The 25,247-nt window shown below is 31.4% G+C and carries 8 protein-coding genes; 2 read left to right on the plus strand and 6 right to left on the minus strand.

Annotated features, from left to right (window positions below):
- Positions 1 to 200: 200 nt before the first annotated feature.
- From QZU75_RS09850 to QZU75_RS09860, 3 genes are all read right to left on the minus strand, one after another.
- Positions 201 to 6,659, minus strand: coding sequence for an Ig-like domain repeat protein (locus tag QZU75_RS09850; protein ID WP_296883394.1), 6,459 nt, complete (start codon positions 6,657 to 6,659; stop codon positions 201 to 203).
- 202 nt (positions 6,660 to 6,861) lie between these two features.
- Positions 6,862 to 13,365, minus strand: coding sequence for an Ig-like domain repeat protein (locus tag QZU75_RS09855; protein ID WP_296883396.1), 6,504 nt, complete (start codon positions 13,363 to 13,365; stop codon positions 6,862 to 6,864).
- Positions 13,366 to 13,534: 169 nt separating this feature from the next.
- Positions 13,535 to 19,243, minus strand: a complete 5,709-nt coding sequence (locus QZU75_RS09860) for a right-handed parallel beta-helix repeat-containing protein (protein ID WP_296883398.1) — start codon at positions 19,241 to 19,243, stop codon at positions 13,535 to 13,537.
- A gap of 454 nt (positions 19,244 to 19,697) precedes the next feature.
- Between QZU75_RS09860 and QZU75_RS09865 the strand changes: the two genes are divergently transcribed.
- The gene (locus tag QZU75_RS09865) at positions 19,698 to 20,483 is read left to right on the plus strand and encodes a hypothetical protein (RefSeq protein WP_296883400.1); all 786 of its coding nucleotides are present in this window, start codon (positions 19,698 to 19,700) and stop codon (positions 20,481 to 20,483) included.
- A 94-nt stretch (positions 20,484 to 20,577) separates the two neighbouring features.
- Here the strand turns inward: QZU75_RS09865 and QZU75_RS09870 are convergent, their stop codons facing one another.
- Both QZU75_RS09870 and QZU75_RS09875 read right to left on the minus strand, forming a co-directional pair.
- Positions 20,578 to 22,542 carry a phage holin family protein gene (locus QZU75_RS09870; RefSeq protein WP_296883401.1) on the minus strand — a complete coding sequence of 655 codons (1,965 nt, stop codon included), beginning with the start codon at positions 22,540 to 22,542 and terminating at the stop codon, positions 20,578 to 20,580.
- 41 nt (positions 22,543 to 22,583) lie between these two features.
- Entirely contained in the window at positions 22,584 to 23,288 is a 705-nt protein-coding gene (locus tag QZU75_RS09875) for a hypothetical protein (protein WP_296883403.1), read from the minus strand.
- 273 nt (positions 23,289 to 23,561) lie between these two features.
- Here QZU75_RS09875 and QZU75_RS09880 point away from each other — a divergent pair, with 273 nt between their 5' ends.
- Positions 23,562 to 24,386, plus strand: coding sequence for a DUF4013 domain-containing protein (locus tag QZU75_RS09880; RefSeq protein ID WP_296883405.1), 825 nt, complete (start codon positions 23,562 to 23,564; stop codon positions 24,384 to 24,386).
- A 73-nt stretch (positions 24,387 to 24,459) separates the two neighbouring features.
- Here the strand turns inward: QZU75_RS09880 and QZU75_RS09885 are convergent, their stop codons facing one another.
- Positions 24,460 to 24,999 (minus strand): N-acetyltransferase, encoded by a 540-nt coding sequence (locus tag QZU75_RS09885; RefSeq protein ID WP_296883407.1) that lies wholly within the window; start codon positions 24,997 to 24,999, stop codon positions 24,460 to 24,462.
- Positions 25,000 to 25,247: the final 248 nt, after the last annotated feature.

Raw genomic sequence — 25,247 nt, forward strand, 5'->3', positions numbered from 1 at the left:
AAAAATGGAATTCTAACCTTTTTAGACTTCCAAATGCAAAACTGGACACAAAAACACATAAAAATTAAATAAGCCTATAAAATTTTACAGACTCAAAAATTGAAAAATATTTTTTTCGTTTGCCAATTCTGATTATAAAGTGAGCGGTGTAATCATTAAAGATTTAAAAAAGAAAAAAAGTTAGAAGTGATTGATCACTTCTATTTAATTGTTATTTTTACGGATTTGCTTGCTGAAGCGTATGTCTTATCTCCTGCAAACTTAACTGATGCAGTAAATTTACCTTTTTTGGTAATGCTGAGGCTGAATGTAGCCTGGCCTTTATCATTGGTTTTAGCTGTGTAGGTTTTACCATTGATTTTCATGGTTATTTTCTTACCAGCACTGAGGTAAACTTTTCCATCTCTGGAGTTGCATTTTTCAGTTTTAATAGTTACAGTGTATTTTTTGGTTGCACTTGCTTTGTAAGTTTTAGCAGGAGCTGTGATTGTAATAGGTTTTTTCTGGATGTCGAAACTGAATGCAACGAATGTTGCGTTGTATTTTTCGTCACCAAGATATGACATTGCACAGAGTGCTTCCTGAGCTACTTGAGTGTTAATACCAATAAATACAATACCATTTTCGTCTGTTGTTCTGTTTAGAATAACTGTTTTATATGCGAATTTAACTGTTGCGTTAACAATTGGGTTTCCGTTAGAGTCAGTTAATCTAAATGAAGTGGTCTGACCAATTTCACCAGCTTTGGAATCTACAGCATAGGTTTTAATGGAAATACCTTCAGTAACATTGAACTGACTGCTTAATCTGGAAGGAGCAATATTTTGAATGGTAATATCAATATTAGTTCCTACCACATCAGAAGTTCCTGCATAATCAATGGATAAAACAGCATTATTTTCAGCAACTATGGAGAATGAACCGTCTGCACCAGTAGTTAAAGTACCGTTTTTAGCACCTATTGTGTAAGCGATTGTAGCATTAGCTATTACATCACCCATGGAATTTACCAATACGCCAGTGAGCACTAAATCACCGTTAAGTGTAAGGTTTTTGAATTGACTGGTCAATATAGCTACATTTGTGGTTACACTTTTTACAGCAGGGGCGTGAGTTTCATCGCCTAAGTAAACAACTACAACACTGTGTTCACCAGGGGTCATGTTAATTGGTACAACAGCAGTTCCGTTTTCATCTAAAGCAACAACAGTTTCTATACCATCAACAATAACACTGATGTTTCCGCTAGCACCTGGAATATCAACAGTTACATTTGCTTCTTCATCAACTTTAAAGTCAACAGGCATAGTAACATTTACATCAGAAGGAACAGGGTCAGGTTTTGCATTAACAGTAATGGCAGCACTGCCGGTTGCTTCGCTATATTTATCATCACCTTTATAGGTAACATTAGCAACATAGTTACCAGCAGCTAAACCAACAATGTTAACACTAGCAGTACCATTTACAATATCGGCATAGAACTTATTGCCATCAATATCGACTAAAACACCGCCGGTAGCATTGGTATCAACATTAACAGTTACAACAGCAGTTTCACCTTCTGTTATTTCAACAGGTTCTGCAGTTATGTTGGTAGTCAATTTTTCAACAGTAATGTCTGTAATTTCAAAACTATTTTCGTAAATGTTATTTCCAGAGTAGATTACCATGATTGTATGGTTTCCAGCTGCTAATTCACCTAATTGGAGTTCAACAGTACCTCCATATACAATCATTTGGCCTGCAGTTTTTCCATCAACAGTAGCAACTACATTTCCAGTAGCATCATCAGGTAATTCAACAATTGCTTTAGCTTCTTCACCAACTTTAACATCAGGAACAGTAATATTAATGTCAGGGGTTGTTTTAGTAACAGTTAAAGTTTCAGCAACAGTTGCAGGAGCAATATTATTATCACCATAATAAACTGCTACAATAGAATGGTCACCTTCAGTAGTATCTTCAATAGTTAAAATAGCCATACCGTTTTCATCTAAAGGAACTACTTGTTCAATACTGTCAACAAAAACAGAAACATTTCCAGTTGCATTTGCAATTGTGATGATTACTGTTGCATCATCACCAGCTTTAACATCACTAGGAACGTCTATTTCAGGTGTAACTTCTTGTTTGATAACTCCATTAAATGTGAAAGTTTTATTGGAAGCAAGATTAACAGCGTTTCCTTCAAATTTAATTAATACGTCACCGTTAGCAACACATGGAATGTTGAAGCTACCATTTTCATCAGTAGTGACATTTTCTTTAACATCGCCAATTTCATATGAAAGAGTTGCATTGACTATAGGATTGCCTTCACTGTCAGTTAATGAAGCATTAATACTCAAATCATTATTAATTGAATCAATACTTATTTGAGAGTCTTTTCTTACAACAGTTATATTGACAGTTTGATTATCAACTGTTGCTTCAATTACATAACTTCCACCATCAACACTAACAGGAAGTGTTACTTTATTAGTAATAGTTCCATTAGTTATTTCTAAAACTGCACCAGTAGCTTCAGCTGTGAAATCTCTAGCATATAAAGATTCGTCATAATCAGTTAAATTTTCACCATCGAATGATTTGAATGCCAATTCAATATTGTCACCAGTTTGATTTAATGTTAAAACCAAGTAATTTTCAGGGTTAACTACTTTTGAACCGATTTCTCTGAGTTTTAAAACAGAATTGCTAATGAAATTGGAAGTTCCGATTGTAGCGTTTTTATAGGTAGCATTGTTGCTTCCCCACCAGTTGCTGGAAATACTCATATTAATAGTTTTACCGGTAGCAATTCCTATTTTAGTATAATCATCTGATAAAATAACAGAATTGGATATGGAAATTGAGAAATTACCAGTATTTAAAGCAGCTATTACATATTCAACATTATCAAATAAACATCCGTCAAATACTCTTTGTGAATGATATGACATACCATCAGTTCTTGAATAGAATACATTTACAGCCTGCACATTTCTGAATGTGGAATTGTAAACTTCAATATCACCAGGAACCATGGTGTAACCTCCACCTGCAAGGTTCCATGAGTTGATTCCACCAAATACATAAGGACTGAATCTTGCACCTTCATCAACAAAAGTACAGTTATTGATTAGTGCATGTTCACATGAACCGATAGCTAAACAGGTTAATGAGTTTCCTGGGTTGTATACTCTGTTTGTTAATTCATTAATTGTTCTATTGGTAACCATGAAAAGAGTGTTTTCAATAGTGATATTTCCTTTCTGACCACCGAAAGCACCAATAGCTACCAAATCCATGTTCATAGCATTTGCACCAATACTATCAATGAATTTTGAATTATTGACATATAATGTGCCTTGGGTAGAAATTTCAGAAAGTCTTCCTGCATGGTCTGCTTCAAAAGTAGTATTATCTATTATTAAAACACCATCATTATAAATAGCCCCACCATAATAAGCATTCGCACGTTTAGCAAAATCAACATAACCATTATCATTGAAATAAGAGTTATTTATAACTAAAGTACCTGCAGTATTGATAGCTCCACCGTAGTTACCTTGTCCGCCAATGAAGTTGACATTGTTAATTTCAACATTAGCACCTTCTTCAACATAAATTGCAGATTGGGTATCGCGAGCAGCTCTATTTAATGTAACATTAGCTAATGTTAATTTAGCATTACCTGCTAAAGCAGTTATGAAGTAATCAGCTTCACTGTCTGAGATAATTACTTTATCTGCACCTTCACCGACAAGCAATACATCAACAGTTGTTGGAATTCTTAAATTAGTGTTAAATTCACCTGTGTAATTACCTTCTAAAACATGTACTGTGATGTTTGTGGATTTTTTATAACCTTCGCTTAATGCTTTAGAAATGGATTTGAATGGATTGTTTTCACTACCGTTACCTTTTTCGTCATCACCGGTACTGTTAGATACATATAACTCTATGCTGTCTAAAGCTTCAGCAATGTTTGTGGATATAATACCGCTTACATAAGTATCGTTTTCAGTTGCATATTCATAAACGCTTGTGAATACATATTCGGTAGCATTTTCAAATCCGACATATTCTAATGTTGCATTTTGATTAATTAAATCAGCTTTACCAACTATGGAATCGTTAAAGTAGAATTTTACTTGACCTCCTCCGATAATTGCACCTGATGGATGGGATACGGTTACGGTTATGATGTCTGATAATTCAGTTACATTTTGGCTGTTTGCAGTGATTGTTAAATCAGTTAAGTTTGCAAATACATTGCTTCCTGAGCTCGGAGCTATGTATATATCATTTCCGCAAGCTGCACTATTATCTTCAAAAGTAGCATCTTCAATACTCATTTCACATACTTGAGAAGTTTTATCATGGTTTAATATGTATATTGCTCCACCATTGCCTGCAGCAGTGTTGTTTATGAATTTAGCGCCTTTGATTTTAGCACCGGTAGTTACTAATCCTGCACCATTTGTAGATGCTCTATTGTTGATGAAGGTAATGTTTTCCACAATGATTTCAGTAGGATTGGCGCCGGAACTTCTATATTGTGCAACATAATTGGTTACATTGTTGTTGATGAATTTATCATTTATGGAAGTGATATAATTACCACTAGCATAAGCAATATTTGATGCAGAGCCAGTTACTGTATTTGAGTCAAAAGTGTTGTTGATACTTACTAAATCACCCTGAGCATAGTATGCTGCACCGCCGGACATTCCCTCGATTGTGTTGCATTTAAAGGTATTGTTTTCCAAATACATTACATTATCTCCATTAGAAGCTATCCACAATAAACCGGTAGAAGTACCGCCGTTACAATTTTCAAATAAGGAATTGGTTAATTTTAAATTATAAGCATTGATTGCTTGATTAGTTCCGTTAATGACTTTTAAATTGTCAATGAGTACTCCGTTATTAGGTGATTGAGCGCGGATAGAACTTGAGTTTATTACAATATTGTCATTCATTGTTAATGTATATGCATTCACTGGACGGCCGTCACAGTTGATTAAGGTTAAGTTAACTAGTTTGATTTCCAGGTTTTGATCAAATGAGAATATGTTTGATGCGGATGCAAACCATCCACTGCCGGATTTTGCATGTTCAGCATCAATGATGACATTACCATAGGATTCTCCGATAATTGTAATTTTTCCAACATTGGAATAGGATAAGTCTCTGTTTTCAGATCCGTTATATAAACCATCTTTAATACGGACTGTTAAATCAACAGTAGCAGCAGTTCCATAATCTAAAGCTTTTTTAAGAGTTAAAAATGGATTGGATTCACTACCATTACCTGTTGTATCATTTCCTTCAGTTGAAACCCATACTTCAGCAGGGGTGTGGTCAAAGTCTACAGCTGCATTACCTTCAATTACAGTCACATCAAAAGGATTAGCATTAGTATAAGTTTGTGTACCTGAAATTGTGTGGTTACCGTTTTCCAATAATTTGTTTACAGTTAAGGATGCAACACCGTCTGCACCGGAGGTTGCTTCACCGATTTTTGCACCGTCAATAGTGAAAATGACTTTTGCACCTTGAACATTATTGTCTCCATCATCAGTTACATTAGCTTTTAAGACAAAACGTGTACCGTCGATTTTTATATCTTCAAAAGTAACTTTTGCATTGAAATCAGTTACAGCATAAAGTAAAGATGTTGTAGAAGTACAGTTGATGAATTTATTGCCTTTGAGATAAGAATTTTGGAAAAATACAATTCCACCATTTGATCCTGTGTAAGTACAGTTGATGAATGTATTGTCTGTAATATTTCCAATGTTATCATTATTGTTGTATCTTACAGCTAAACCTGCTGCACTGCGGGAGCTGGTTAAATTTTTAAAGGTGTTTCCTTTAATAACTGATTTTCCATAACTTACATATACGGCAGGAGTGTCTGCCCAGGAGCTTGTTGCAGAACCGCTTTCAAAGGTGTTATTAATTAATGTTATTAAACTTTCATGTGAGAAATATAAATCGACATATTGATTGCCTGAATTTTTGATAAATTTAGAATTTGTGATAGTTAAGTTACCTTTTTCAGAATAAACCGCAGCCAAATTGGTAACATAATTTTCTTCAAATACACAGTTATCAATTGTTAAATCTCCGGCTGACCTAATTGCTGAACCCATGTCAGATTTACCTTTAGTGAATACAATGTTTTTTAAGGTAACAATTGAGTCAGCACTTATTCCTGCAATAATTGGAGATTCTTCATTTCCATCAATTACAGTGGTACCGTCTTCAGCACCAATTAATGTTAAACTTCCATTGTAATTTTTATGGGATAAAACAATATTTAAGTTTGTATTGTTGTCCCCAGAATAAGTTCCACTACCTAAATAAATAACAGCAATATCAGATGCATTAACATCGCTAATAGCTTTATTTATTGTTCCATATGGACTTGCTTCACTTCCCGCTCCGGAATCAGAACCCTTTGCAGTATCAACATATACTGTTTTGTTATATGTTGTTGAAGCATCGTCACTAAGTTTTGAATCGTCATTTATTGTTAATTGTATTGTATTGTCTTGGCTGACTGATGTTACATCATCAGTTCCATTATCTTGAGCGCTTACTGCTCCCAAAGATAATATGGCCAATAAAACAATAGTTAAAAATAAAATTTTATTAAATTTCAAAGTTTCGACCTCTATAAAGTTTATGTATTCAAATAAATTTGATACATGTAAGTTATTTTTATCATAAAGTATATTTAAGTTTTATTAAATATTTATTTAATTAATTTGTGACAACTAAAATATATTTAAAAGATATTTTGTTGAAAAATTGAATAATAGGTAGTTTTAAAAAAGAAATTTAAAAAATAAGGTTAAATTTTCCCTATTTTTTAATAATTATTTTATTGGAAATTTTAGATTTGCCGTAAATTGTATGTATTTTATAGTTTCCAGGGGTCAATGTTAATTTAATACTGGCTATTCCTTTGTTATTGGTTTTAGCCATGTATTTTTTGCTTTTAAACTTGAAAGTTATTTTTTTACCTTTAGCAACTTTACCTTTGGAGGTTACAAGTTTTGCTTTAAATGTAACTTTTTTAACTTTCTTTTTAGATATATTTTTAGCTGTTAAGAGTGGTTTTACTGTTATTTTATTTGTTGCTTTGTATTTTCCATACTGGGTTGTTATTGTATATTTTTTAGCTTTTAAATTGATTTTTAAAGATGCATAACCATTTTTATTTGTTTTAGTTGTGTAGGTTTTACTGTTGATTTTAAATTTAACTGTTTTTCCCTGACCTGCCGGTTTGCCGCCTGCAGTAATTATGCGTACCTTGAATTTAGATCCGCTGGTGAAATACATTGTTAAATCTTTATTTTCACTTATAGGACTGAGCACTTTTACTGTATTTTCAACATATTCTCCAGTCACGGGATTGATTGTTGTTACAAGATAGTTATTAGGATTCAGTTCCATACTTAATTTTATATTGCCTTCGCTGTCTGTTTTGTATGTGTGATTTATTCCATTTATTATTACATTAACGTTTTTATTTGTTATTAAAGAATTGTTTTTATCATAAAATGTAGCTATGTAATATTGGCCATCTCCTAATACCTTTAAAAGGTTATTTACTATTACTGTTGGTGTTATTGTTAATTTATAGCTTTCAGATAATCCGTCAAAAGGATTTATAACTGAAATGATGTGGTTTCCTACATTCAAATTTAAATTAAAGTAGAATATTCCTTCATCATTTGTTGTTGCGTAGTAATTTGTTTTGTCAATGCCTATTATGAAATCCTTATTTTTAATTCCATTTCCAAGACCATCTAAAAACTTAATAGTTAGATATGGGCTGTCACCATAAGCTTTAACTTCATCTTTGCCCAATATTGTTGTTAAAACATCAATTGTTGTCTTATTGAATGAATATTCTTCAGAGCTTTCATTCGCAAAATAGCATTCGACATCATAATGGCCTGGCTTTAAGTTAATGTCCAGTGTAATCCATCCGGTTTCATTTGTAGTGCAGTTGTATATTGCACTGTCCAATACAACAGACATTATCTGATTAGCTATTGGCCTTCCTGAATCGCTAGTTAGCAAGGCATGGAACTGGGTTGAATTTCTGTAGTATTTAATCAGACTAGGGGCGTAAATTTTTGTAAATAAGTTTGAAACATATAATTTAACCAGATTGGAGCTTTGTCTTAAATTATCGTCACCATTAAAGATGACATTAACATTGTGCATTCCTGAAGTGACATCAACTTTAACGGAAGCTTTTCCTTCGCTGTTTGTTTTTGTGGAATATGCCATGTTTTTAATAAGGAATGTAATCTCTTTATTTGAAAGCAATTTGCCGTTTTCATCTCTTAAAATGATAGTAAATGTATCATTAGTGCTAATCTGAACATTATCCGTATATATCACTGTTTTTGTACGGTTGTCACTGCTTTCGATATTGGCTACATTAACGCTGCTGCTTGGTAAATATATGTCATTTCCTTGGAAATTTGCTTTAACTGTGTATTTTCCATAGTTTAAATTAAATTTAAATATTGCATTACCATTTGCGTCAGTAACATCGGTGATGTTTTTAATGGATTTTCCGTTGGAGTTAATTATTTCAATTGTCACCTCACTGTAAGATATGCCGTTATTAAGGCAATCTGTTAATGTTAATGTGAAATTAACTGGATTATTTTCATCTTCATTAATGTCTTCGGCAATTATCTGTGTGGATGTCTGTTTGCTGTCAACAACTAAAATCTTATTTGCATTTGATGAGTAAATGTAGTTGGGATTAGATAAACTGTATTCGATTTCATATTCACCTATATTTAAATTTAAAGGCAGGCTAGCTACTCCTTTGTCATTTGTTGTAATTATATAGTCATTTCCATTTAGTTTCATGAGGATTTGCATATTTGAAATCGCATTGCCGTTAATGTCTTTTAATGTTGCTTCGAATAATCTCTGCTCATTGATGTTTATAATCAGGTCATTAGCGGTTAAGCTGACTGGCATTTTATAGATAGTTATTTTATTTGAACCGCTTCCGTAAATGTTGTAGTATGGATTTGAGTATTTGTAGGTGACATTGTACTCTCCAGGGTTTAGTTTTATTTGTAAGCGGGCAGTGCCGAATGCGTCTGTTACTGCATCAAAAGATTGGGACCAATTTTCATTGGATATACTTACGGTTATTGTTTTTCCATATTGGCTGTATGCATTAGGATCGTTAAAATCGATTTTAAAGAATTTGTTTTCACCGTAATATTGCACTAAATCTGTTGCATTAAGACTAACTGATTCGAGGACTGCATTCTTGTCAACTACAATGGTTGCTGCGTTTGTTGCATCATTATACCATAGGCTTCCGTCATAATCGATTGTTGTCAGGTATGTTCCTTCAGCTAAATCAATTACAAATGATGCTTCTCCATTAGGATCTGTTGTGTTGCTGTAAGTTTTAATTAATTTTCCCTGATAGCAGTTTAGAGTTATAGTTCCATTGTTAATTCTGTTTCCATACATGTCATTTAAAACAACACTATAAATACCATTTAATGGAATTACTTTATGGTGGAAACCTGTCACGATTGTTAAAACCTTGTTGACAGTTATTTTACCGGAATCTTCAGCAGATTCATAAATGTCATCTCCTTTGTAGGTAGCTTTAACATTGTATGTTCCCGGCAAATAGTTGACAGTTAAACGGGCTATTCCATTTTCATTTGTTTGCAATATGAAATTATCGGTTAGATTTCCCTGTGAGATTTCAACATTAATGTTTTCTCCTTTGATTAATGTTCCGTAGGAATCCTTTAAAGTGATGTTGTAAAGATTTCCTTCACCGTATAATGTTGAATCAGGAGCAATCAGTGTTGTGTTAACAGCTTTGATTACTATGTGGGAGCTATTTGAACTGTATGCATACCAGGAATCTCCTAAGTATTCCACTTTAATGTCATATTCTCCAGGTGCTAAATTAAGTACGATTTCACTTCTGCCGTAATAATTAGTATTTGAAGTGATTGTTCTTGATTCTCCATTAGATGAGATGATTGTAAATGTTAAATTGTAGTTAACCAAATTTTTGCCGTTTTCATCATGTAAAATTCCATAAAATATATTATTCTTGCCATAATATGAGTAGTTGTATGATATAACCTCAGTAAATAATGTTACAACTTCTATTTTTGCCAAAGCACTGGATTTTTCATAGTATCCATTTCCATAGTAATTAACTAGAACGTCATATTTTCCAATAGGAAAATCGATATCGAAACTTCCTCTGCCGTTATCATTGGTTTTAATTGTAAATACTTTGCTTTCATTGTCTGAATTAATAACTTGCACTGCTAATGTTTGATTTGCAATTTTAAAACCGTTTGCATTAATCAAATCAACATAATATTTGTTATCGTTTCCTTTAACTGTAACATTCTCAATTATTATCATTGTATTTGTGTTTCTAAGGTTTAAATCTAAAATTTGATTGTCAATAGTTGCATATGCCTTAAAATCAGTAGAATTTAAATTATAACTTACATTGGCATAAGCAACATTTTCTTTAAGATAACTTGACTCGGGAGTGATGTTTCCAAAATTAATAGCGAAATAAACAGGTCTTGACGGCAGTATTTTTCCAATTTTTTTAATGTTTCCGTCATCATCCACTACATTGTCCAGAGATGCTTTAACAACGTTTTCATAGTAGGATTCAAAAGTCATTATTACCCAATCTGTTAATTTTAAATTTCCGAGGAAAATGAATATTTTGGAATCATCCGGCTTTTTGTTGTCCCCCCACCAGTTGCTTGAATAGTCAACATCTCCAGAATTGGAATAAATGTCATTACCTGAATATAGTGCTGTATTATTTACAAATATGCAGTAATGAATTTCTTTTGAATTTGAAACAGCTCCTCCAAATGATGCTTGATTGTTTATGAATGTTGAATATGTGATTGTCTGGGCACTGGCTATTCCTTCACCATATGATGCCTGACTATAGTCAGTATATCTGTTTAAATTACTGATAAATAGGGAATTGTTAATCAATTCAGCTTCAATTAATGCTTTACCTCCATAATCACATCCGTGATTGTTATAAAATGAGGATGAATTAACTGAAGTTGCCTTAGCTATTTTTCCTCTATTGCCGTTAAAAGTACAGTTGTTTATAAATCCATAAAATGTTCCGTAACTGTCTGCAATATCAAGTCCGATTCCATTGGTTGAGTATGAATTGTCCATGTTTGTAAAAATATTGTTTGTAAATGTTGAATTTTCGATATATGCATATCTTGTATATTCGTTAGAATATTGTGAATTTGAAGCACCAAGCAATGATGAACGTGAATATGTGAATGGGTGCAGGGTTATAATTCCCATTTTGTTGTCTTTAAATTCGGAGTTGTAAATTTCAATAGACGCTGTTATTGTAAACAATGCATTATAATTTTCCATACCTGCAATTGTATAGAAATTGGAAATTTTTTCAAAAGAACAATTTTCTATATTAACATCCGCACTTCCGGTTATTACAGAACCGCTGATGTCTGAGAATCTGCTGTTTTTTATTATTATTAAACTGTTTTTGTCAACTCCTGGTGATGTATAAATAACACCACCTGAGCTAATTGATGTAAATGTACAATTTTCTATGTTCAAGGTACCTCCGCGTACTAAAAACAGGTTATCGTCATATTCTCTTACTTCGCAACCGAAATTAATATTTTTAACATTAACATTTCCTAATTCTTGAACGGTTATTATGTTAACGCCATTAGCCCTTAAATACTTAACATTTCCGAGTCCTACTATTGTAATATTTTTTGAAATAGCTATATTTGAATTTAAACTGCTATTGTAGTTTCCTTCAAGTAAACATATGGTATTTCCATCTACAACCTGAGACATGGCATATCCAAGTGATCGGTATGGATTTTCTAAACTGCCCGCTTCGGGTTTGTCTTTTCCCCATGGAGCTACAAAATAATTATATGCTGAATATCCTTTTCCAATTGTTAATGTCAATTTTTGATTGTCAACTGTTGAATAAACGCTGCAGTCCAGTGTATTTCCAACAAGATAATTTTCAAATGTTTTTCTCAGGCTTCCTGAAGAGTATAAAAATCTTCCATTTTGAGCTTCAAAGTAAACTGGCCGTGTTGGAAGTGATTCATTTTCTTTTAAATCAAAGATATTGTTTCCATCAAACCATTTAAAGGATGTTATGAATTTTGATGAAGTTCCTACAGAATTGTTTCCATCTTCTATTTCAAAAGATGCAATAGCCCAGTTGCTTATATTAATATTTTTGAAATATTCAATTACAGGACCAGAATTCACGCCCCACCAGTTATAAGGAGCATATAATATTGATTTATCTCCTCTGCCGCTAATTCCATATAAAATAGATGAATGAGTTATGTTAAAGTTTGTATGCCCGCTTGATATTGATACATCAAATATTGTATTTGTTGCTGTAAAATTTGAATTGAAGATTGATAATGTGTTAAACTGAATTGCTGAGGAGGGAGATATTTTACAGTTATCAACATAAACATTACATCCGTCAAATGAAAAGCGTCTGTTAATGTTAGAATTTAAAAGTTTTGCATTTGCCTTTTCGGCCTCTATTAGTGTTAATGTTGAATTTTCAATTGAGATGACTCCTGTCTGATATTTTGAGGGTTCGTATTCATCATTTGACTTTAAATGTGAAATCTGAGATTTAATAATGTTAATGTTTTTAAAGTTGTATATGTTTGGTAAATCTCTGTCATTTTGGATTGCATCATTCAATTTAGAATTGGATATTGTACAGTTACCTAAATTTGTGATACTTTTTGCGATGTTTTTAGATTTTGAATTTGAAATGATTGTATTGTCAATGATTAGTTCTCCTTCATTGTAAAATGTTGACATTAGGCTGTTCATGTTGTTGAAGGAAGAATTGTTAACCAGTAATTTTCCCTGATTGTTAATTGCTCCCAGCTGGGAATATGAGTCGGTATAAGCATTAATGAATTTTATATTATTCAATATTAATGATGAGTCCTTATTTATTTTAAAGAAATAATTTTTACCCTCACCATTTAAAGTAACATCTCCCATTGTTTCTATTGTTAAATATTTGTTGATGTTAATGTTTGTGTTTAAAGATCCGCTGTAAGTTCCTTGTTTTAAAATAATTTTGGAGTTGTTATCTGCAATATCCGCAGCATGTTTTATGCTTTGAAAAGGAGAATCATTGCTGCCTATTCCATCTTCATCGCTTCCGTTCGGACTTACATATAATTCATTTATATTTGGTTCATCATTAAGTTCTGTAAATGTAGTATTGTCATCATTAGCACTAACAACCATTATGGAGGATAGTGTTACTGTTAATATGAGTAATACAAGTATGATTTTTTTATTTAAAATTAATAACACCTCAACAAATTTATAAAATTGTCAATTATACTATAAATTTATTAAAGAATAATATAAAAAAGTTTTCATAAAAAAAGTAAAATAGAAAGGAAAAAAGAATTTATTCTTTATTTTCTCTTTCTTTTTTCTTATAACCAATTATTAATAATGCAAATACAACTATCACTAAAATAATGAATGTCTGCATTGACTTATCATTATTGATTATTTCATCTAATTTTTCGGTTATTTCAAAGGATTTACTTACACTTTGAGCACCGGATTCAGAACTGTCAGCTGAACTGGAACTTTCACCTTGACCTACGCCATCAGAACTTGAAGATGCTGCTGCATTGGATATCATTCCAACAGTTGATAAACTAGAATCATCATTTGAACTGTTTACTTTACTTTGACTGTTGGAATTTGATGTTCCGTCCACTTTTGAATTTGTGGTAGTACTTGAATTGTAGTTTCCAGTTACTGTTTGACCGGTGTAAGTATTTCCAGGAATATGTCCATATGAATTTGTGTTTCCGGTATTTCCAGGATTATATGGTGTTCCGGGATTTCCGGTACTGCTGCCGCTTCCGCCAGTGCCTGTGCCGCTTCCAGGTCCATAAGTATTTCCTGACCCCTCATTGTTTCCATTTCCACCAATAGTTCTCCCTGTTGATGTACTTGATTCTGTTGAACTTGGATTTGGGTTTACCGTTGGATTGTCTCCATTGCCTCCGTGTCCTTTTGAATCATCATTGGGATTTACTTCAATAGGATTATCCGGTTCATTATCATCAACGACCTGAGGTTTCCAATTGATTATTTCTCTTGTAATTGGATAGAAACGGTCACGGCTCATAGTGTCCCATACAGAATTATCCGGTCCTTTCTTTCCCCAATAGTTATATCTCATGTCAATGTCCTGCTGACCTCCAATAACTCTGGAGTGAATTGTATTTCCGGCAGGTGCCACATTATCAACTATGTTTGTATCACGTACTGTAATATTGGCATATCCGATATTGAATGCACCTCCTCCATTTAAAGCTCTATTATTTGAGATTGTAGAGTTATAAATGTTAATGTGGTCTTGAACATGTCCATAGTATTCATAGGAATCGTATTCGATAGCACCACCATATCTTGCGGAATTATTTGAAAATATGCATCTTTCTATGATAAAGTTTTTAGAAATTTCCAATACTCCTCCGCTTGTTCCGGCAGTATTCAGCATAAATATGGAATCTAAAAGTTTTCCATTATTAGCTTTAGCATAAATTACTCCGCCGTTATTGGTAGCTTGATTGTAATAGAACTCTGAATTTGTAGTTTGCAATTCATTATAAGCTCCATAAATCACTCCTCCATCAAATCCACTATAATAGCGATAATTATTCAAATCAACAGTTCCTGATGATTTTCTTGTATCATTAGCTCTATTGTTTATAAACTCACAATCGTTAATCTTTAAATTAACTTTAGCGTTATTTGAACGGGATGTTAAACTATCGAGCGGAGTTGAGATTACTCCTCCAATTTTTGCTGAATTATCCATAAATGTGGAATTTTCCAATAAGATGTCCGTATTTTTACTGTAGATTACACCTCCTTCACCAGTAGGATTTTCACAAAGTGAGGAATATGTGTAGGTGTATCCTCTATCAATAGACCATGTGCTTGCAGCGATTCTTATGGTACAATAATCAAGAGATGTTAAAGCACTGTTTTTCATAAACAATGAATTTTTAATGATTATCTCATTGTTTGAGTCAGTAAAAATAACTCCTCCATGAACTGCCTGATTATCATGGAATACTGATGATTCGATATTTAATTTTCCATAATCTGCTATAACTCCTCCGGTATGGCCGAAATTATTGTAAAATACAGATGCGTTAATGTATAATTCACCATTATTTAATATGGCTCCTCCTTTACCTGTTCCACTACAGTCTAGTGTGTGGCCGGATGTAATTTCACTATCTTCGTCTTTTACAACATCCTGGTCAAATACAGGATTGGAATTATCATAGTATGAAGAGGAATTACGTATTGAAGAATTGACAATGGATAATTTTCCGTTGTTTATAAATGCAGATCCTCCGTTTAAATTATGGGCATTTTGAATAATGACTCCATTTATTGAAAGAATTCCGTTTTGGGCAATATTGAATAATTGGCTTGATTGTGCGTCAATTATAACATTTTTGCCGTTACTGCATATAGTAACATTCTTGTTAATGTTAATATCTGTTTCATTGTAATGTCCTGAACCCACATAAATTACTGCATGATTCAAGCTGTTTTCTATAGCTTTTGTAATTGAAGCATATGGTCTGTAAATACTTCCGTCGCCAGTTTCATCACTGCCGCTTGCTGATACATAGATATCTATAGGCGCATTATCTTTAACAGTTCCATATTGGGCATAAACCGCTTCATTAGCTCTTTTAGCTCCATTTGAACTCATCAGGAAGTTATTGGTAATGCTGTTGTATAAATTTTTATTAGCTATTATCATAACTGCATAATCATCACCATTTCTGGAAAATGATTCAATATGGTTGTCAATTACATCATTTCTTGCAGAAGATCCTTTAATATATACGCCGGATTGATCAGTAATATTTGAAGTTCCTTTAATTTCAATATTATTTTGTACAATGTGTCCATAATTTGAATTAGAGGCATAATATCCGTATATTGATGATGCATTACCTTTCAGAGTGTTTTTGATAATGTTGTTATTCATTGATTTTGTTGATTCAATGAATATTATGTCATTAGCATCTGAAAGGAAAATATTGCCTTCAATAACATTGTCTTTTGATGAATCGAGAATTATTGCTTTAATGCTGTTTCCTTTAAGATTAAATTCATTGTTTGAGATATTGTTGGAATTTGTTTTTGTTAATTGAATTCCGGATATCTTATCATTATTAATGCTGATTGAATTGTCTGCAAATGTGTTATTTTCACCACTATTGATAATTAATAGAGTAGATTTTGCTGAGTTAAAGCTATTGTTAACAATTGTATTGTTTGATGAACTTTTAAGTTCAATTGTTGAGTTTGCAAAGTTAATATTGCAGATTGTTACATTTGATACCTTATTTAAGATTAATGAAACTGTAGTTGGAATATTGTTGTCATATGAGCTTATAACAACTGGTGAAGTTATTTTTATTATTTGCCCATTGGTAAGGTTATATAACAATATTTTACCGTTTTCCTCAATATTTCCTTTAATTAATTCATTATTACTGAAATATGTATTGAAATTACTATCACTGACGACATATAAATTTGAAGATATGTTTACATTAGCTTCACTATTTACATTAATTTTAGCAACAGGATTTGTAATGTTGGTTATAATTAAATTATTGTTAATTGTGATATTGTCTACAAATCTTATGGAAGAAATTGCAGCATTTCCGATACCTAATGCATCTTCAACTGATTTAATATTCTTTAAATCTCCTCCAAATGCTGAAATAGTATTGTTTTCAATTGTAACATTGCTTGAGCTATATACTCCAACACCGTAAATACCATTACTTTCGCCATATAATGTGTTGTTTGCAATTGTGGTGTTTTCCACCATGTGCAATTCAATTAAATAGGCCATTTCATCAGCATAAATTACTATTTCATTGTTTGTAATGCTGTTATTAGCTAATTTTCCGATTAAATTTGCAAGAGCAATACCATATGCATAACCTTTAGCAATAATGTTGATTTTATTGTTATCAAATTCACTATAAGCTATTGCATCAGTATAAATTGCTTCTGCCATGCCATCAGAAATAATGATGATTGTATTATCATTAACTGCAAATCCTTTGGAGAAATCTCTGTTCATTATTCCGTTGGAACCTATTGCAGGTGCGGTAATAGCATAAACATAATCTGTTTTGGAGTTAATGTAGATATTGTTTTTAGTAATTATCTCATTATTACAAATGCCCTGGATTAAAATTGCAGAATTCGATTTGCTTCCTTTTTTATATATGTCTGTGATGTTATTTTTGCTGACGGTAATGTCATCAACGTTATCGATTACAATTGCTTCCTTATCATAATTGATGAAATTGAAATCTCTTATAACTGATCCTTCGGCATCTCCTTCAAATTTCACAGTAACATTGAATAAGAGATTATCCATTTTATTACTGATTACTGTGATTTTATCATCAAAAACGAGATTTTTGTTTGTCAGAAATGTCAAAAAGATTACTTTTGATTTACCTTCATCGAATTTATAGACAAAATATCCGTCTTCATCGAAGAATTGGTAGAAGTTTTCATCATTAATGATAATTGCAGTTGAATTAAAAATTACTCCATTAACAATATTGTCCAGTTCAGTATTGGAATGCTTGTCTGTAATTTCTATATTAATACCAATTGACCTGTTGGTTTCTATAATATTGTCTTTAATAACAGAATTATAAACCAGACCTATTATTGAAACGCCATAACTTTCACTAGTTATCTTGTTGTCTGTAATTGTGTTGTTGTAGTATCTGACGTTGCCGTTTAGGCTGGACGGTATTGTCACGCCAATATTGTTTGTAGTTATGATATTTTTACTAACTGTATTATAACTTCCTAATATTGAAACACCTGCATCATGATTATTTTTAATATTATTGTGATGAACAGTAGTATTTTGGCCTGAAAGGGACATGCCTGCCCCATAGTTTTTAATATTTATGTTATTGTTGTATGCTTCAATGTTGTTTGCCAATGACATGCCTATTGAAACATCACTGAAAGTTACGTTGTTGTCATGTATGATACCTTTAGAGTTTGCAGCACAGTCTGACCTGATACCAGTCTGCTGACTGCTTCCGCTTACTGTATTGTTCCAAACACTAAAATCACTTCCACTAACAGAAATTCCCACTGCACTATTGGAAACTGTATTTCCATAAACAGAAACATTGTTCCCATTTAAATTAATTCCGATTGATCCTTTAATAATCGTATTGTTTGCAACTACAGTACCTTCATGGTCAGCATATTCAAGCTGCAATATTATAGACATCGGTAATGTGCAAAATCCTTTCAAATAATTGTATGAAATTATGTTGCCTTTACATAATGGAGTTCCAGTATAATCCGCATGATTAAACGGGTTGAAATAAATCAAATTTGTTACAGACATGTCTGAATATGATAAAACCTCTAAGCTATTATGTGAAATCAAATTGTTATGTGAATCCCCCATAATGATATTGGTACTAATGTATGTTTTCATATCATTGTAAATAATCCGATTATTACTAGACCATCCCATAGGCATTGCATAAACTCCTCCGGAATTTGCTATTCTTATAGTGTTATATGAAATAAGGTTATTGTTGGAATGAGATAACCAAATACCATGTAGTTGGCCTACAGTAACGCCTAGAATTTTCAATGTAGCTTTTGTATTATTAATAGTTAAATTTGTAATTGTAGAGCCGTCACTTCCTTTAACCAAATGTATAAAACCATTTTTAATTTGATTATTTGGAGTGATAGGCATTAAAGTCAGTTGACGATCAATAACAAATGCTCTTTCAGAAATATTTCCTATTTTCAATGTATCTCCACCGGAAATATCTGCAGTTTTTAATATTTTACCGGTTCTTGCATCAAAATAATTTTCATAATTATCCTGTCTAATTTCAATTACCTTGCCTTCCGCTACTGCATTCAATTTTTCATCAATTTGAATATCCTTGTTTGTAGATTCAAGTAAAGGTTCATTCATTTGTAATGCACTTTCATTTCCGGATATGGTTTCATTAGTTGCAGCAACAAAGTTCAAGGATAACATTATGAAACAAATAAACATTAATGAAATCAATATTGTTTTCTTTTTTATTTTTTCACCTCCTTTTATACTAATTAAATAAAATTATAATCAATTATAATTAATTTAAAATAATCTTTCATTGATTATAATATAAATTTTTATTTCAAAATTATTTAAATATTGTCACATATTTTCGGCAAATGGAAATATTTGAGAGGTTTAATAAAATTATATTTGCAATTTTCATTTCAAAAAAATAATTGGTTTAAGTAATGTAAATTAAAATTAACAAATCTATCATTTGGCAGGTTGGCTGATGTAAACTATCAATGTTAAAAGTAAGTTTTCATTATGAAATTACAGTCGTTAATGTCATCAAGGCTTTAATTTCAATTATTGTAATGGTTTATGAAAGTTCTGTCAAAATTAAAAATTAAATATAATGAATTGATAAATTATAGTTATGGAAGTTTTAATGATTATTTTAGAATTTGTTGTTGCAATTCTAATATTCGGTGTGTTATTCGTTGCCGGAAAATTTATTTATAAAAAATTAAAGAATAGTGGGAGTAGGGTTTTAAATCCCCTTGAATATTTTCCTGAAGAAGAAGTTCAAACATTAAAACAAGTTTTTTACTTGATAATGATGTTAGTTTTCTTTGTTTTTATATTGTATATTATTATTGTTAAAGAAGCTGATGTTATAGGTGTTGCTGCTGTACAAATTATTGTATCATTATATATTGCATTTACTTTAGATTATAGTTCTTGGAAGAATAAATTGTTATTTTTCCTGATAATACCTTATGAATCTATAGCGCTCTTTGTTTTTAATGAATCTATGATATTCTTGCCAATTTATATAATACATGTTCTTGTTTATGCCTATTTTATCAAGGTGTATTTTGACAAATTCAGGCAATATACTGAGACAAACAGTCTTGGGATTACTATTATTTTATTATTCTCTGTGATATTTGTTAGTTTCCTTGTAACAACCGTTGCAGAAAGTGTTGATCCGTTAAGTTCATTGGTTATGGTTTCAAATGCATTTACAAGTAACGGTTATGCAATTCTTGGAAGCACTGGTATTGGTAAATTGACTGCATTGGTTTTAGTTTGGGGAGGATACACAATATCCGGTGTAGGTACTGCAACATTAACTGTTGCAATTTTATCAAGACGCCATAAAAAACGTGAAAAGGAATTAAACAAACGTTTGGACGAATTGGAATCATTAATTAAAAATAATCAAAAATAAGATATGGATTATTTCAAAATTTTTTTCCCATATCTTATTAAAATTTTAAGTATTTGCATTATTGCAGTTAATGTTACTTAATTAATAAGCAACATTATTTTTTTAATTCCGCTAAATTTTCTTTTAATAGTTTATAAATGTTTTCTGCACCTATAATCTCATCGTCACTGACATTCCAGCTTGAAGGGTACAATATGAATGGTTTGGATTGGTCTCCACCAGCTCCACCATGGCTTCCAACCAGTTCTTCAAAAGCACATACCTCATCAGCTTCTTTATCATAAAAACTGTTGACTAGAATATCTGGTGTATGTTCAAATGAACTGGTTCTTTTTAAATGTCTAGCAATATTGTCTCCAAATCCTTCAAGAGGATTTTCTCCTTCAATTTCATCGGTGTCTAGGTAATAAGTTCCATTTTTTCCAATAGCCAAATCGCCGTGTTCTTGTGATTTAACTAAAATGAAACCGACATATTCATTGTTTATGATGCCAGGTATCAATTCAGGGAAAAAGTTATTTAATTCCTCATATGTTAATCTTTGACTCCATTGTGTCAAATAAATCATTGCAAGATTACCTGATGCCAATACGATGACTTCAGAGTCACTTAATTCCTGTTGTTCTTTTTGTTCTTTTTTAATTTTTTTATTTTTTCTTGAAAATGGAGTATAGTCTCCTGCAAAGTGGTCATCATTTGAAGTCATTTTTGCAAACATGGTCATGTCTTCTGGAAGTAATGATTTGACAAAATCCTCAAATGTTTCACCATATCTTTGGGTAAATGTAGCACCATTTGTCTGACCGTGATCAGATTGGATGACAAACTGATAGTCTCTAGGGCAATACTTGTTTGCATCAGTTAAATGTTTGATTTGTTTGTCCATTTCCCTTAAGGCGAACCATGCGTCATTATCTCTGACTCCGGAGTGGTGAGCTATTTCATCATAACCCAAGTATGTTGAGTATGCAACATCGATATCTCCAATCATCATGTCTCCAATTAATGTTGATGTATTAATTTCTCTCATAAATACGTTTGTAGCGGCTCTTGTTGGAATATATACTATTCCACGGTTTATTCTTGGTCTGATGTTTTTGACTGAATGCACAATTTGTGACCAGATTTCACGTATTATGTCTGCAAGAAACAAAGCAACTATACGTGCAAAATTACTTGGATTGGAAAATACTGAGTACCATGCCTTATTGTATAATTTTTTAAAGTCCATTATTTTACTGAATGTAAATATTACATTGTCTGTATCTCCGGAGAATAAATTTGATCTGCTTGCCCCGTTATCCACAAGTAATCCATTTCCATCTGAAATTCTCTGTTCTAACTCTGGTACTTTGGTGATTCCTGAACATTGCATCATCTGATTGTCGTTATTCTTTTCTATCCATCTGAATGCAACAATGTCTTCATTATTTCCATGAAGAATTCCTGCTTGACTTGCACCAGTTTGGGAAGACAGGTCAGTTTCCCACATTCTAAGAGTGTAATTGTCACTGTCAATCATTTCTTTAATATGAGGCATATCTCCTCTTTCTACTGCTTCACATAAAACCTCGTAAGCAAGTCCGTCAATTTCAACAATTATTACTCCAGGATAATCTTTAATTTCAGTTTTTCTTTTCTTTTCAGCATCTCTTAAAACAGACCTGTAATATGAACTGTCATCTTCAATTGTTATTAATGCTGATAATATGGTTGTAACAGCAGCCATTGCCAATGGGACAAGAATCATTGCAGCACCTTTTATTTCTATATCAAATAATGGTGCGAAAATTTGAAGTAAAAATCCGTTTAATATTAATGTTCCGAAACCGAAGGTTAAAACAAGAAAAGGCATTGCTATTCTTGTTAAAACAGGCCAGAGTAATGCATTAATTAAACTGATGAATAGTACCAAAAGGATTATGTCATCAAATTGATTAAATTCTACTCCTAATCCTAAAAAACTTATCAGATATATTCCTAATACATTTCCGATAAATACAATTAAACTTCTTTTAAAGTTTCTTTTTGGGGTTTGTTTTTCTTTAATAATTTCCATAGTAATCAGTGCCTTTATTTGTTTTTAAATTTTTAATCAGTTTATATGGGTAATTTTCCGGTGTATTGTTCTATTGTACGTTGAGCTTCGTCTAAATTAATTCCAGTTTTATTTTCTACTGTAGATTTAATTTCACTTAAATTGGTATTGTTTGCAAATTCACTTGCTTTTGACTGTAAATCTCCAGTTATGTTTCCTACAGTGGAAATTGTATTGTTTATTTTATTATCGTCTGGAAAAACCTTTTTGTACTGTACTGATTTTGCCATATGGACTGCCATGTCCTTGTCTTTGCAGAGGATTATGAGATTGTCGTGAGTAGTTTCATTAGCTAATGGTATGCAATAAAATTTGCCGTTATAATTTACTTTAATAATGTCAAATATGTGGATTTCTAATAGTTTATCCGCATTTATTACATAACATGTATAACCGTCAAGGGTTTGTTTTTCTCCATTTTGTATTAACTTATTTAGACTATTAAAACCTAATTCAGTTACTTTGATAATATTTTTGTCTTCGTTGCTGTTGTATGTAACTAATATTCCATTGTCCCAGTTCCATATTTTAGCACCCTCAACATTTCCAGCGTATTTTGTTTTATTGGCAGGAACTTCTATAGTTGTTCCGTTTGGAGTTATATCAATTTTTTCATAATTTACTGTAGTCAGCATTACAAAAATAACGCAAGCTGCAATGATTAAAAGTATTACGCCAACTATAATTATTATTTTTTTGTTATCCATTGATTATACCCTCATTCAGTGTTTTAAAGTTATTTTTTTCCAGAACCAAGATTCTGATGGTGTAATATGATAACTATTCAAAAATGAATAAAATAATCATAAAGGATAATTAAAGGTTGTTTTTCATAGTATATATAAATTAAATGAAAATAATTTTATTTAAAAAATTTTCAATTCAATTAAATATTTTTAAACAACTTTTAAATATTACTTTTTTAATAAATTATTAATATCTCTTTTTAGAGGTATTAATAAAATGTAGATGGTGTTAAAATGGATGTAATAGAAATAATTAAGGATGCTTTTGTATTTCCATCAAAAAACATTAAACTATTATTAATTTTTGTTTTATTATCAGTTTTGGCAAGTGTATTTTCTGTTCTAGGAACATTAGTGTATGCTTTAGGAGTTATTACTCCGGAATGTTTTTTATGGGGCGGACTGGCTTGCGTAGTTGCAATGTTGATTGGATGGATATTATTAGGTTATTCAATCACTGTTGTTAAGTCCGGAATTGAACATGATGATAAAGTTCCAGAATTTGACTGGTGGGAAAATTTTTTCACAGGATTTAACAATTTTGTTGTTTCAATAGTTTACTTTATAATTCCTGCTTTCATCACTGTCGTTGCAGGATATCTTACAAATATTTATGGCAATTTTATGACTGTTTTTCAACAAATTGTTTTAATAGCTTCTGATACTTATACTGGAAGTTCTGCTGTTGTTTATGATGGATTAGCTCAGGCAATAGTCAATCTTGCTGTTTCATCAGCTATTACTATTTTTGTTGCTTTAATTGTATTTGTAATCTTTTCATTCCTGCAATATATGGCTGAAGCAAGACTTGCAAATACTGGCAGTTTAAGAGAAGCTTTAAATGTTTTTGAAGCAGCAAAAGACATATCAAGAATTGGTGCAGGTAAGGTAATATCAGTAGTCATATTGATTTTTGTAATTGGCCTTGTTGTTGAGATGTTTTTCTCAGCTTTCTTCAGCTTTATGCCGATTTTCTCATTCCTTTCAGTTGTGATAAGTCCATACTTACTGTTGTTTACTCAAAGGGCTATTGGATTATTATACTCTGATATAGCTTAATATTTTAAACTATACTTTTTTTTCTTTTTTATTTTTAATTTTAATATGAAATTCTTAATTGATTAAATGGATTTTAGGATAGTTTGAATTCCATATTGTACATGCCTCTTTTTAAAAAAGATTTTTTATTATAAACTTTAAAGCCTAATCTTTCATATAATGCTTTTGCTTTTGGATTTCTGAAATCTGCATCTAAAATAACTCTTTTATAATCATTTTTTTGAGCATAATCAATAACATCTTTAATGACTTTTGTTCCATAACCTTTTGACCTTTGATTTTCATCAATAGCTATTTCAGCAATATAAATATCCTCTTTTTTAATGTCACAAATAACAAAATGATCCAATATTTCAATAAATAACAGTTTAAGGGAGCTGAAATGAGATTTAGGTTTTTTATCATGAGTGTATACAATTATCATTCCAATAACATTTTCATCATCATAAATAACTTTGATGCATTCGTCTTTTGTTAGACTTTTTTCAATAGCGGCAATGGACTTTTCTTTTGATTTGAAAAGCTTGTCATAAGTTCTAAAGTCTACATTATATTTCAATGTTGCAATTTTATTTTCATCATGGATTTTAGGATTGAAAGATACATATTTCATGTTATATCTCTTTTGATAATCAGTGCAAATATTTACTCGAATGTCCTTTAATATTATTTTAATTATATTATAGTGTTTTTCTTAAAGTTTTTATCTTTTTTTGTTTAATTTTTTTGTTGGTTATTTCTTATCAAATGCTCTTGGGCAATTTATATTTTTTATTATGTGGTATATTAGTTATTGTTGTTATGTGGAATTATTTTGTAGTTTGTTTGTTTTATTGGTGGTTTAGTTTATGGGGTATAATG

Source organism: uncultured Methanobrevibacter sp. (genome assembly GCF_902764455.1).
Taxonomy (GTDB): Archaea; Methanobacteriota; Methanobacteria; order Methanobacteriales; family Methanobacteriaceae; genus Methanocatella.